A 12,941-nucleotide genomic window follows, 5' to 3' on the forward strand; every position below is an offset into this window, starting at 1 on the left:
ATTAGTGATATCCATATCTAGACAAAAAGCGGATTGTTACTACTGGGTTGTTTGGGCCAGGTAAAGTAGAAAGTTGACCCTTGATTGACTTGAGATTCCAGGCGAATGGTTCCTCCTTTGTTTTCGATGATTTTCTTAACGATGGCGAGTCCCACGCCGGTGTTTTCTACCTTATCTCGTGCCTCTAGAGTTTGAAACATGACAAAAATTTTTTCATGATATTCCGGAGCGATCCCACACCCATCATCTGCCACGGCAAATTCATAGAATGTTTCTTTATCTTGTACTGATATAGTCGCGCTTCCATCCAACCGAGGGTGGTGTTTGAAGCAATTGCTGAGCAGATTTGCAAACACTTGTTCTAAGGGCAAGCGCTCGGTGTGGAAGGTAGGCATTCCGGGCTGGATGGTGATAGCGAACGTGGGTGGAGGTGCAAGCGTGTTGATAACTTCTGCCAGTAAGGTGTCAACGTCCACAATATCTACAAAGGTCTTGACCCGCCCCACACGAGAATACTGCAAAAGACCGTTGATTAGAGCTTCCATCCGATGAACGCGCCCCCGCAGTAAATTCATATTCTGCTGGGTTTCCGGATTTAGAAAGTCGAGTAGGTCTTCTTCAATCCAAGTGGAGAGGTTAGCGATCGCTCTTAGAGGTGCCTTGAGATCGTGGGAAACAATATAAGCGAAGTGGTCGAGTTCGGCGTTGCGTTTTTCTAAAGCGGCGTTAGTTTTGGTGAGGATGTTACTCAGACGGGCTAATTCCGCCGCGCGATCGCGCAAAGCTTCTTCGGCAAATTTTCGCTCAGTAATGTCAATACACGAGCCAATATAACCCGCAAAACTTCCATCCGCCAAAAATCGTGGCGTTCCGGTATCTAAAACCCAGCGATACTGCCCATCTGCCCGCAACAGACGGTACTCCATTTGGAAATTTTTTTGGACATGAGAAGCCGCCCGATAAGTATCCAAACAGCGCGGCAAATCCTCTGGATGCACGCCTTCTGCCCAACCTTTGTCGAGTTCTTCCTCCAAGGTTCGCCCTCGGAAGCTCAGCCAACGCTGATTGAAGAAATGACATCGCCCATCCCGATCTGCCACCCATAACAAGACGGGGGCACTATCTGCCATCGTGCGGAAGCGTTCTTCGCTTTCCCGCAATGCCGCCTCCGTTCGCTGACGCTCTGCGAGTTCTTGTTGCAGCGTTTTAAACAGACCCGCGTTGTCAACAGCTAAAGCGGCGCGACGGGCAAGTTCGCAGGCAAAGGTCAGGTCAGCTTGACCGTAGCGACGCCCCGACTCGGCTGAGGTAAAGGTAATTGCCCCCAAGGTGCGTCCGCGAGCTACCAGGGGCACCACCATTGCCGATGTAAAGCCTATCTGTCTCAAGATTTCTAGGTGTTCGGGATCGCGAGCCGCCTCTACCAGGAGGGAGTCGGGAATCTCCGCGTATAACTCCGCCTGACCCGTGCGTAAAACGTTGGGGAGGCCATAAGCTTCATCGGGATCGGGCGGGTAGCGCTCCTGCAATTGGTAAGCCCAATCGACCTTCGATGGGTCTTGATGGACAACTGCCAGTCGGCGAATTGTTTGATTTTCGTCGAGCATATCGATAGAACACCAGTCAGCTAGCTGAGGAACTGCTAGATGAGCCAGGGTTTCTAAGGTAGTTTGATAGTCAAGGGAGCTAGTCAGGAGGGTCGTCGCTTCACCCAAAAAGTGCTGTTGTTCGTTAATTCGCTGGCGTAGCGTAGCGTGCCGATGGCTTTCGCTGATGTCCGTACCCACCCCAATCGTGCGTACTGCCTTGCCGGTTTCGTCGCACAAAACCTGACCTTTTCCAGAGATCCAGTGGATGCTACTGTCAGGCCAAACGATGCGAAATTCAAGCTCAAAATCAGTCTTCTGCTCGACTGACTGAGCGATCGCCTTTTTCAAGGAATCCCGATCCTCTGGATGCACGACTTCTAGGAAGGCGGCAAACGTACCGGCAAAAGTTCCGGGAAGTAAACCGTGCATGCGTTCTAGAGTCTCTGACCACGTCAGCTCCCCGGTGAGGATATTCCAGTCCCAGATCCCCATCCGTCCTGCCTCCAGGGACAATCGCAGTCGCTCCTCGCTCGTATGTAGCGCTGCTTGCGTTTGCTGCCGACTGGTAACATCCAGAACCAAAGATAACACTGACATCAAGCGACCCGATTCATCTAGCAAAGCAGAGTTGTACCACTCGCAGTAGACAATCGAGCCATCTTTTGTATAGTTACGGTTTTGGGACACGCTGCGCCCTTCGCTGCCTTTGAGCAACCGTCCGATCTCATCATTGACTGCTGCTACATCTTCAGGGTAGATAAATTGCCATTCCTGAGGATGTTTACCCGTTACTTCGGCGCTTCCCCATCCGAAGAGCGCTTCAGCTTCCCGCGACCACCTCGCCACTCGAAAGTTGCTGTCCCACTCGATGAGTGCTAAGGGTGAGTTTTCTAGATGGAAGTTGAGTTTTTGCAGTTCATCTCCCGATGCCGTTGGAGTTGGCTGTAAGAAGCCGCGATCGCTGAGCATTTCCTCCCAGGAGCGATCGCGGCTTCGGTCTGGCGTTTTTAGAGACATCTGAGGATAATTGCTAACAGCACTACTCAGCCTCTTTTCCAAAACGGAATTTTCGCTTGGGCTTCCCGCCTCTGGGTACTTTTTTACATTGGCGAAAGCCGCTAAAACAGCGCTCCACAGACCGAGTTTCGTGCCACCATACCAGATGCCCACCAATATGGCAGCAAAAAGTATTAGAAAAGGAGTTTCTTTTCCACCAGTTAGAATGTTTAGAATCAGTTTAATTAGCAGTGCTAGTGTCACCGCTAATAGAGCGATACCGTAACGCATTACCTGGAAGCCTACCCCTGGCAAAAGTTTCATCCTTCTAAACACAAATTGCCATAAAACCACTTTCTCAGGCATCAACCACTAGGAAGGTGATCGATTGCCTAGGGTTTTCCGCTGTGTTCAGTCGGATTGCATCCAGTATTATAGAACTCGCTCCAGAAAGTCCGCGCAATTGAGTTGGAGTTGCGATCGCGTGTCTTCGGAGCGAGGCATTAGCCTAGCGCTGGCTTGTCAATTCGCGCCAGAGTTTTTGTAGTTGCTTTTTAGTAGAATCAACCCTGACGTAGCATCAGCCATAGGGACGATTATAGAGATTCGGCATCTACAATTTGCACCGTTACTCTATCGAATCTAAATTAAGGAATCCTTACTAAAGGCTTGAATTTAAAAAAAAAGTTTAAGTTTTAACGAAAGTAAAAAAGTAAGTTTTAGTACCAATCGAAGATTTAAAACTCGCATTAGATGCAGACCAAAAGTTTTTGGATTGGTACTTTTGTACGCCTAAGCAAGGATGGTTTTGTTTATCGCAGTTCTCTCTTGAGTGCAAGAAGGAACCTCACCCCCAGCCCCTCGACCTTCACGGAGAGGGGAGAAGATTGAACGCCTCTGGGATGTTTAGACGCGCTTTCAACCGCCAGCTTAAGACGGGTGCCTGAGATGAGTTTAGGTACTCAGAACCGATTTCGACCAGGTAAAGCGAAAGGTTGCTCCTTTGCCTGCTTGAGATTCTACCCAGATGGCTCCTCCTTGGGTTTCAACAATTTTTTTGACCAGGGTTAGACCGATGCCCGTGTTTTCGACGATATCGCGAGCTTGTAAAGTCTCAAAGATGGCAAAAACTTTCTCGTGATATTCGGAGGCAATTCCTGGCCCGTTATCTGCCACGGCAAACTCATAAAAGTTGCTTTGGTCTTGAACAGATATTGTCACTTGTCCCTCTGCTTGGGGGTTGTGTTTAATCGCGTTGCTAATCAGATTGGCAAACACCTGTTGTAGGGGCAAGCGTTCGGTGCGTAGGGTAGGCATTCCAGGGTTTACGGCGATGGTAAAAGCCGGTGGCGGTGCGAGGGTGTCAATGACCTCTGCGAGAAGTTTTTCCACATCCACCCATTCCACAGACGCCTTTATGCGCCCAACGCGGGAATATTGAAGGACGCCATTGATCAGCGCTTCCATACGATGGACGCGCGATCGCATTAAGTCTAAATTGTGCCTAGTTTCTTCAGTCAGGTGGTCGGAGATGTCTTCTTCAATCCAAGTGGAGAGATTAGCGATCGCTCTCAGCGGTGCTTTGAGGTCGTGGGAGACAATATAGGCAAACTGATCGAGTTCTTGGTTGCGTTTCTCTAGAGCAATATTGGTTTGGGCAAGGATGGCGCTTAAGCGGGCTAATTCCCCTGCACGCGATCGCAAATCTTCTTCTGCTTGTTTGCGTTCGGTGATGTCGCTGTTGATTTCCAGGGTCGCTAAGGGTTCGCCCTCATCGTCTGTCTGCAATGTCCATCGGCTAGAAACCCGAATCTGCGTACCATCGCGCTTGATGTCGAGCAGTTCACCTTTCCAGTAACCGTCGTGAAGAAACATTTCGTCGATTTCTTCGATATTAGGGGGAAATTCGGTTCTCAAGAGTTCGTGGGCGTATTGACCGAGGGCTTCTTTCTTTGTCCAACCGTACAGCCGTTCTGCCCCCAGATTCCAATAAGTAATCCGATCGTCGCGATCGCGCACCAAAATCGCGTCATTTGCCAGATCCAGCAATGTCGCTTGTTTTCGCAGCATTTCCTCAGCTTGCTGGCGATCCGTAATGTCCCGCATAATCCCAATCAGCAAGCGCTGATTGTAAGAATGTATCTCGCTAAACGCTAACTCCATTGGGAACGTGGTGCCATTCTTGCGGCGTCCTACCGTTTCTTGCAGTTGCCGCATTTTGACTGGGTTGTTGCCCACAAAGTGGTTGAGCGCCTGGATGCTATCACCGCTGAAGGGCTGCGCCACCAAGAGTTTCAGGTTTTTGCCAATCGCTTCGGCGGGTTCGTACCCAAACATCAAGGTAGCAGCTTGATTAAAAGACTCAATATGACCTTGATCGTTGATAGTGATAATCCCATCTACCACATTGTCTAAAATGGCGCGGATGCGAATGTTACTTTCGCGCAAACCCGTTTGTTGTCCTGCCAGTTCCCGGTCGAGCTGATCGAACAGATACACCGCTGCTAGCGATCCCAGAAGACCGAGTGTTGCTGTGGCGCTGAGTACGCCAATGGTAATTCGCTGCTGATGCTTTAAGTCTCGGCTGCGCTGGTCAAGCAAACGAGCTTCCTCGGCGGAGAACAGGGCAATTTGCCGACGAATGGCATCCATCGTGGTTTTGGCTTGAGGCTCCAATCGGAAACTGCCAGCATTTCCCTGCTTGACGACTTTTATCCGAGCCACATTCTGGTTCATTATGCTGACTTTTTGCCGTACCAGCTTTTGAAGCTGCTGGACTCGTTGCAGCTGTTGCGGCTTATCTTTGACGGAATTATCCAGTTCTTGGAGGAATTGAGGAATGCTTGCGATCGCTGCGTTATAAGGTTCTAGATATTCCGGGCGGTAAGTTAAGGCATAACCCCGAACCCCTGTTTCGGCATCCACTATCGCTGTGAGCAAGCGATTGGCTTGTAATAGCACCTTCTGCGTTTTGTCAACATAATTTTGCGCCGTTGCAGTACTGCGTTGCAGCCCAGCAAATACCACCACCGACGTTAAAAGACACATGATCGGGATGGCGATGATCAGGGCACCCCGCCGACGCACGGGAAGATCGGACCAAAGAAGGTGTAGGTATTGAGTTCCAGAAGGAGCCATTGCAAGCTTTGACTTTTAGCTTAAGCTTTTAGCTTAACTAACTTGGGTGCTGTCCCAGTGAAAGTGTAGATTGTGGCTGATAACGAATGGGTGGCTACTGATGAAGAAAGCGATCGCCCAACTTGCCAAGTCCAAAGCCGACGCAATCCGGTTCTGTAACAGGTACAGTCCTGGGATCGGGGTGTAACTGAACGAGCTATCTATGCTCGCTGCTTCGGCTCTAGACGGTTTGGCAAAGAGATTCCTTTAAAGAATTCTCCAGCCCGGATGATTCTCATGCTGCCAACCCGGTATACTCATACCAGCGGTAGTTGAACTCTGGGCTGCTCGTGCTGCCATTGGCAAGTAAAAATCTGAGATTCTGCTGTCTGCCACGTCTGGTGATGTTGAGCAAGGCATTTTCCCAGTTCAGCCACCTGACTCAACCAGAGAAACCGCCTTGTGCGCTCCAGCAGAAAGGTAAAATCCAGATGGTTAGTGGTTTGTTGCAGTTATCGATCGTACACTCGTACTAAAATTGACCAATTGCCAAACTGTCCCCTTTAAAAGACTGCCGCGCTCAAGCTTTGGTTTATGGTTAGGTTTGCCATGTCCCCGCCAGTAAAAATATCACCTCAAACAGATGAGGAGGGTATAAATTACTAATACTAGAACACGCAAAGAATGGCAGTAGATTGACGACTGCAAACTCTTTAGGAAATCTTTATTTTTAGAAAGTCCATAGAATTGCAAAGTGTGGAAGAGAAGATGAGTCAAATTCGCGTCGCTTTAATTGAAGACCACGACCTGACTAGGGTCGGCATCCGGACAGCGCTGCAACAGCGCGGGGAAATTGAATTTGTAGGTGAAGCCGCCAATGCCACTGAAGGTCTGAAATTACTGGAAACGACCAAGCCAGATGTGGCGATTGTCGATATTGGCCTGCCCGATATGGACGGAATTGAATTGACGAGGACGTTTAGGGAATGGCAGGTGGCTTCGGAGGATGGGGGTCATACCAAGATACTGGTGTTGACTTTACAAGATGACGAAGAAGCAGTATTGGCGGCATTTGCAGCAGGTGCAGATTCCTACTGCATGAAAAACATTAGTTTTGATAAGTTGCTCGAAGCGCTGCAAGTGACGCACGAAGGCAACGGCTGGATCGACCCAGCGATCGCCCGGATTGTCTTGCAGCAGACTCGATCTAGTCAGACAGGATTGGATCAAGCAGCCATATCCAAAACGGTGATTATCAATGCCACCGAACCGGAATACAGCCAGCTAATTGAAGCTTATCCGCTGACGGAACGGGAATTAGAAGTTTTGCAGCTGATTGTTGAAGGGTGCAGCAATGCCGCGATCGCGGAAAAGCTCTACATCACTGTCGGAACTGTCAAAACCCACGTCCGGAATATTTTGAACAAGCTGTGTGCCGATGACCGCACCCAAGCGGCGGTGCGTGCTCTACGCTCTGGCTTAGTCGGATAAATACCTTTGCTTGTGGAGGATCGGGCGCTCGGTATGAGTTGACTTCTGCTTGGCTTGACATCGGTGAACCCTCTGTAGCTGCCACAACCTGGCAGCTATGCTCGCCTCTATATCCTGGCAGCGGTATTTAACCCGTAGTCAGTTGGTCGAGTAACAAACCTTAGTCAATGGGCGTCTCAGAATGCCCTCAAAGCTGTTATTCTATCGAATCATCAATCAGCAGCATCACGAGAAATAAAAGCGAGAACCGGATTTTGCTCCGGGAATGCGATATGCAGGCAAGGGATGAGGAGTGAAAATCCCCTCAAGCTGTCGATGATCTAATTAAGCGGGAAGCGGAGTGTGCCGATGAGTCAGGCAGAAGGGAGCAAACTCAAACTGATGGTGGTTGATGACGAGCATGACAACCTAGATTTACTTTATCGGACATTTCGGCGAGATTTTCGCGTCTTCAAAGCCGACAGTGCCTTCAGCGCCATTCAAGTTTTGGACACGGAAGGGGAAATGGCTGTGATTATTTCTGACCAGCGCATGCCCCAAATGAATGGAACCGAATTTTTAAGTAAAACAGTTGAGCGCTTTCCCGATACCATCCGGATTCTCCTAACCGGCTACACGGATGTCGAAGATTTAGTCGATGCGATTAACTCCGGTCAGGTGTTTAAGTACATCACCAAACCCTGGAACCCGGAGAACTTAAAAGCAGTGGTTCAACAAGCCGCGGAAACTTACCGCGTGCTGAAACAAAGGACGAACGAACTGCGCCGCGCCTTGCGCCGAGAAGAACTCTTGAATGCGGTGACAACGGCAATTCGGGAGTCGCTAGATTACCAGAGTATGCTGCAAACCGTTGCCAATACCATTGGGCAAGCTTTTGAAGCGAGTTATTGCGTTCTGCGACCCGTAGAGAGCGATCGCTTGACCAGCGAAATTTTTTTCTATCCAACTCCAAATGAGCCGAGCGAGGATACAGAACCCCCAGTACCGGAACACGACTCAGACTCCTTACTCCAAGCAGCCCTGGAAAGTCGTAAGATCCAACTTGCCCAAGGCGAACAAGAAGGAAGGCGTTCCACTCAGTTAGGAGTGCCGCTGATCTTCCAGCAGCAGGTCTTAGCGGTTCTCTGCCTCTATCAAGAAAATAGCGATCGCCTCTGGGCACCCGACGAAGTTCAGCTGATAGAAGGCGTCGCCGAACAAGCCGCTTTGGCGCTTTCTCAGGCGAAACTCTACCAGCGCACGCAGCAGCAAGCTCAGCAAATGCGTGCCGAACTAGAAGTCGCTCGTCAAATTCAAAATAACCTCCTCCGCCAAAGTTGGCCTGAAGTAGAAGGGATGCAGGTGCAAGCCTGCTGCGTCGCCGCTAGAGAAGTGGGGGGTGATTTTTTTGAAGTGTACGTCCATCCCCAAGGCGATGTTTGGCTGGCAGTGGGAGATGTCTCTGGGAAAGGCGTCCCAGCGGCTCTATTTATGGCAAGTGCAATTTCTATTCTGCGCCGGGAACTCGCTCAGGAAATTTCTCCGGAGCCAGATGTCGTCATGCGGAATCTTAACAGCATTATGTCCAACGATCTCGTCAGCACCAACTGCTTTATCACGATGGTGCTGGCTCGTTATACCCCAGCCACTCAAGAGCTGGTATATGCCAACGCCGGTCACATCTATCCCTTAGTCTGGTCTAATCGGGAAGTCGTGCAACAAAGAGCGGCACCTACTTCAGACTCGGCGCTGGAACCAAATTTCCTCAAGACTCGCGGCATCCCTTTGGGAATTTTACCCATCTGGAAAGCTAAGCAGGGGCAACTGACCTTAAATTCAGGTGAAATTCTGCTACTGACGAGTGACGGGATTACCGAGGCGACTGTCACCCAAGAAAGTAGCCTTCGACATACTGCTTCGGAGATCGCGCCGACGGCAGAAGTTACCACTGGCAGCTTTGAAGGTACGAGTAGTATGCTGACACAAGATGGGCTTTGGAAACTTGTATGCCTTGAGCCAGTACCTTTCGATTTGAATAACTTACTCGCGCGGATTCGAGAACACACCAATAACGTTCAGGAAGACGACCAAACTATACTCTCTCTGGAGGTTCTTTAAGTACATGAAAACGGAGCTGCACATACCAAGTGATTTGAAGTTTTTAACAATTGTTGAAAGCTGGCTACTGGGATGTTTGGAAGTCGAACTGACCGACTCGGTGGATTGGCCTCGTCAATCGAATCGCTTGCGATTGGCTTTGGTGGAAGCCTACTCGAATGTGGTGCGTCATGCTCATAAGGAGCAACCAAATTTGCCCGTGCTAATTCGCCTAGAACTAAAAAATCGGGATATTGCTCTCGAAATTTGGGATCACGGTCAGGGATTTGACTTATCAACTTATCTCCCGCCTACCCCGAATGATAAACAGGAAAGCGGTTATGGGTGGCTGATTATGAATAGGTTAATGGATCGAGTAGAGTATCGCTTACAAGTAAACGGTCGTAACTGTTTGAAGTTAGAAGCGAGTTTGCCAGAAGCGACAAAAGCATAGCATCGTGGGATTGATGGTTTTTTATGCCATCAGGGTGCCCAAAAAATAGACAAAATTAGGAACCAAAGAGAGCTTTTAACCGGGTATTTTCTGACCTCATGAGCTGGATAGCCTGAGGTTTTTTAATAGGAACCAGCACATGGATCTAGGCGAGCCGGGTCAATGGAGTGGCATCGCCTCTTTTTGTTAAAAAAAGTAAAGCGAATAGCGATCGTTTTACAGGAAATTTATAAGTTTCACAAAGAAGAGTTGACTTATAAAATGACTCGATCCCAGGTTTAACCTGGGATCGAGGTAAAAATCCTTATCTAAGCGCGTAATCAACGGCGTAAGTTCAGTAACTCTTGGGGAGATGCTAATAGTTTGATCCGGGTAAAAATAATTTGACGCTGTGGATTGAGGATAAATATCCAGGAGACATTGACGCCAAAAACGGGAGTTTGTACCTTACCACCAACCTGAATCTGCGTGTTGCCGTCTTCTAGGGTTTCGGAAATTCCTTCACGGGGGGAGAGAGTCATCCCCTTGGCTTCTGCTTGCAGGTAAGATGCGATCGCATCATGTCCCACAATCGGCGACTCAAATGGGGGATTCATTTCCCCATCCTCTGCAAACAAAGCAGCAGTTGCTTCAAAGTCTCCTGCATTCATCGTTTCAAAATAGCGCAGCACGACAGGCTCTGTTATTCCGGCAATTGTCAGCTCAGTGGTAAATTCAGATTCCGAAGTTAAAACTAGATCGTCAGCTGGTGTCATGGCATTTCCTACAAACCACACCGATCAGTATTAAACAAAACAGCAGGTTCGCACCTGCGCTTCTGGAGGGATTGTTCAGAACTTTCCTGCTTTTGCATCTGTGTTGCTGCGGTTTCAACCGCTAGGTGCAAAACCGAAATCCGAGAAACTATAATGATTCGAGAATGATTCGAGTCAGATGCGATCGCTATCGTTGCCAGTGAAAGTACCCGTCAGTAGTCGCGAAGTGAAGCAAAAAGCCTTGGAGTTGGGATTCCACAAGGCAGGAATCGCGGCTGTAGATGGAGCAGAGATGGAAGTACAGCGGTTGCAGGCATGGCTGGCACAAGGCTATCAGGCGGACATGGAATGGATGGCGAATCCTAAGCGGCAAGATATCCATCTAGTCATGCCAGAAGTGCGATCGCTAATTTGTGTGGCCCTCAACTATTACACGCCTCACCAGCGTCCCGAAGGTAAGGAATACGCCAAAATCTCCCGCTATGGCTGGGGAAGGGATTATCACAAGATCCTGCATAAAAAGCTGAAAGCACTCACCACTTGGCTGCAAGAGCAGGGAGAAGGCATCTCTGCGCGTTACTATGCTGATACTGGCCCCGTACAAGATAAAGTATGGGCACAGCAAGCTGGAATTGGTTGGATTGCCAAGAATGGAAATGTCATTACGCGCGAGTATGGTTCTTGGGTATTTTTAGGGGAAGTATTGACCAACCTCGACTTAACGCCTGACTTGCCCCATACTGAACACTGTGGCACTTGCACTCGTTGTATCGATGCTTGTCCCACGGGTGCAATTACCCAGCCCTTTGTCATAGACGCTAATCGGTGCATCGCTTACCACACAATTGAGAATCGGGCTGAAAAGTTACCAGACGCGCTAAGCGAAGCGAAACCGTTAGCGAAGCAGGACGGAGTGGCAGCGATCGCATCTCCTCTGCAAGGCTGGGTTGCTGGTTGCGATATCTGCCAGGATGTTTGCCCTTGGAATCAGCGTTTTGCTCAGCCTACGGATGTTGCCGATTTTCAGCCGTATTCTGGAAATGTAGCTCCCCTTCTAAGCGAATTAGCGGAAATTTCCGATGAAGAGTGGGATCGTCGATTTCCCGCCTCAGCGCTGCGGCGGATCAAACCAGAGATGTTGCGGCGCAATGCTAGGGCAAATTTGGAAGCAAAAGCACCACTCGACGTATGACATAGCGCCAGCAAGTAGGCACTACACAAGACAAAATTCAGCCCAAGTTGAGATACACCCAAAACAATGACCGTAAAAGTCATAATTTTTGATTTCGATGGCACAATTGCTGATAGCCTTGATGCCGTCGTGAATATTACTAATCGTTTAGCCGTAGAATTCGGGCATCAGCCAGTCAGTCTAGAAGATATCGAAAAGATTAAAAATTTAAGTTCTAGCCAAATTATTAAATTTTCTGGGGTTTCTATCTTTAAGTTACCCTTTCTACTTAGGAAAGTTAGAACAAGATTACATAATCAGGTTCAAGATTTAAAACCTTTTCCAGGGATTAAAGAAACTTTTACAGAGTTGAAAAATCTGGGGTACCGATTAGGGATTATAACATCTAATTCCAAGGAAAATGTTTCGATTTTTTTGAAACAGAATGATTTTATAGACTTATTTGATTTTATTTATTCAGCCCCAACGATTTTTGGAAAACACAAAGTAATTAATAGTTTTTCTAAAAAACAAGATATGCAAATTAATGAGATGGTTTATGTTGGAGATGAAACAAGAGATATCGAAGCGGCAAGAAAAAGCCGGATAAAAGTAATTTCAGTTAGTTGGGGTTTTAATTCAAAAGAAGTTTTAGCCAAACATCACCCAGATTTTTTGATTGACAAACCTAGCGAACTATTAGAAGTGATAGGAAGTTTACAAAAACAGCCAGTGTAAAGATGGAAGCCGCTTTCTAAAGTTAATTGAAAGAATACGCGAGCGTGCTGCCATAGCTCAGATAACTACTGACTAGCCTATGACTTTACAGATAGCTTTGAGAACTTGTAGTAATTGGGTTAAACGCTCAGAATCAATCAAGTTCAACTCTGGCATTAGCAGATAAGTCGGGGGATTTCCCCGCTGAATATACACTAATTGATATCGCAGCCCGTTTGTCGTTAATCCCCAAACGGATGTTTGATGTTCTAAACTTTTATGGGCATAGGTAAGGAGTTGAGGAAGACCCGTGAAAGATTCAACCTGACTGTTTTTAGCTTCAATGACCAAAACCCAAAAAGACACGTTAGCTGTTGTCTGGTGAGTTTTCTTGACGGCTAAAATATCCAACCGTCCTGTAATGATGGTGTCTTCATCTGTGATATTGATATCTGCGATACCCAGGGTAAGCGCATCTAAATTCGGGTGTAAATATGATACTAGAGAGATGCAATCTACCTCGAAGGGTGAGGCGGTTTCATGACAAAAAACTTAGACTCAACTACACCAGGTGA

8 protein-coding genes and 1 pseudogene are annotated in these 12,941 nt (G+C 48.2%); 5 read left to right on the forward strand and 4 right to left on the reverse strand.

The genetic code is table 11. The features are described 5' to 3' along the window. Positions 1–17 precede the first annotated feature (17 nt). The gene (locus NC994_RS23250) at positions 18–2,909 is read right to left on the reverse strand and encodes a PAS domain-containing protein (protein WP_190439997.1); all 2,892 of its coding nucleotides are present in this window, start codon (positions 2,907–2,909) and stop codon (positions 18–20) included. Positions 2,910–3,539: 630 nt separating this feature from the next. After that, entirely contained in the window at positions 3,540–5,723 is a 2,184-nt protein-coding gene (locus NC994_RS23255; protein WP_190440001.1) for a PAS domain S-box protein, read from the reverse strand. A 747-nt stretch (positions 5,724–6,470) separates the two neighbouring features. Here NC994_RS23255 and NC994_RS23260 point away from each other — a divergent pair. The 3 genes from NC994_RS23260 to NC994_RS23270 all read left to right on the forward strand — a co-directional run bounded on the left by NC994_RS23260 (position 6,471) and on the right by NC994_RS23270 (position 9,723). Then, the gene (locus NC994_RS23260; protein ID WP_190413611.1) at positions 6,471–7,193 is read left to right on the forward strand and encodes a response regulator transcription factor; all 723 of its coding nucleotides are present in this window, start codon (positions 6,471–6,473) and stop codon (positions 7,191–7,193) included. A gap of 348 nt (positions 7,194–7,541) precedes the next feature. Next, positions 7,542–9,290 carry a SpoIIE family protein phosphatase gene (locus NC994_RS23265; RefSeq protein ID WP_190427441.1) on the forward strand — a complete coding sequence of 583 codons (1,749 nt, stop codon included), beginning with the start codon at positions 7,542–7,544 and terminating at the stop codon, positions 9,288–9,290. A 4-nt stretch (positions 9,291–9,294) separates the two neighbouring features. Further along, positions 9,295–9,723 (forward strand): anti-sigma regulatory factor, encoded by a 429-nt coding sequence (locus NC994_RS23270; RefSeq protein ID WP_190413607.1) that lies wholly within the window; start codon positions 9,295–9,297, stop codon positions 9,721–9,723. Between the two features lie 320 nt (positions 9,724–10,043). On the opposite strand, the gene NC994_RS23275 is transcribed toward NC994_RS23270, so the two are convergent. Continuing rightward, entirely contained in the window at positions 10,044–10,478 is a 435-nt protein-coding gene (locus tag NC994_RS23275; RefSeq protein WP_190440004.1) for a ketosteroid isomerase family protein, read from the reverse strand. Between the two features lie 178 nt (positions 10,479–10,656). Between NC994_RS23275 and queG the strand changes: the two genes are divergently transcribed. Both queG and NC994_RS23285 read left to right on the forward strand, forming a co-directional pair. Then, entirely contained in the window at positions 10,657–11,670 is a 1,014-nt protein-coding gene (gene queG / locus NC994_RS23280) for a tRNA epoxyqueuosine(34) reductase QueG (protein WP_190440006.1), read from the forward strand. Positions 11,671–11,736: 66 nt separating this feature from the next. Further along, positions 11,737–12,387, forward strand: coding sequence for an HAD-IA family hydrolase (locus NC994_RS23285; protein WP_190413601.1), 651 nt, complete (start codon positions 11,737–11,739; stop codon positions 12,385–12,387). A 72-nt stretch (positions 12,388–12,459) separates the two neighbouring features. On the opposite strand, the pseudogene NC994_RS23290 reads toward NC994_RS23285, so the two are convergent. Next, positions 12,460–12,825: pseudogene (locus NC994_RS23290) on the reverse strand (restriction endonuclease subunit R); the annotation flags it as partial. Positions 12,826–12,941: the final 116 nt, after the last annotated feature.

This window comes from Trichocoleus sp. AS-A1 (assembly GCF_039962015.1).
GTDB lineage: Bacteria > Cyanobacteriota > Cyanobacteriia > Cyanobacteriales > FACHB-T130 > FACHB-T130.